Origin of the sequence: Pseudomonas sp. MWU347, assembly GCF_017947305.1 — a bacterium.
GTDB lineage: Bacteria > Pseudomonadota > Gammaproteobacteria > Pseudomonadales > Pseudomonadaceae > Aquipseudomonas > Aquipseudomonas putida_A.
In genome coordinates, this window is the sequence record NZ_JAFGZB010000040.1 from 1 (window position 1) to 443 (window position 443).

The window sequence follows — 443 nt, forward strand, 5'->3', positions numbered from 1 at the left end:
GGGCTGGCCGGGCAAACCTTGCAGCGCTGGGACGCGCGCGGCGTGCACTGGAGCAGCCGCTACGATGAGCTGCTGCGCCTGGTGGCGATCAGCAACAGCGTCGACCCGCTCAGCGACACCTTCACCTATGCCGATGCCAGTGCCCCGCCCGATCACAACCAGCGCGGTCAATTACTGGAACAGTTCGACCCGTCCGGCAGCCTGCACCTGGACAGCTACAGCCTGGCCGGGCAGCCACTGCGCGAAAGCCGCACCTTTACCGACGCCCGGGTGTTTGTCAGCCAGCGCATTTTCAGCCCGTTGGGCGCGATGCTGGAGCAGACCGACGCCGGCGGCCACCGCCAGCAATCGCGCTACGACGTCGCCGGTCAGCTCAAGCAGTTGCAACTGCTGCTGGCCGGCGACCACGACTGGCAGGACGTGTTGCTCGACACGCACTCGAC

At 67.0% G+C, this 443-nt stretch carries 1 pseudogene; it reads left to right on the forward strand.

The annotated features are described in order from the left end of the window. Positions 1 to 443: pseudogene (locus tag KCG87_RS27365) on the forward strand (toxin); the annotation flags it as partial.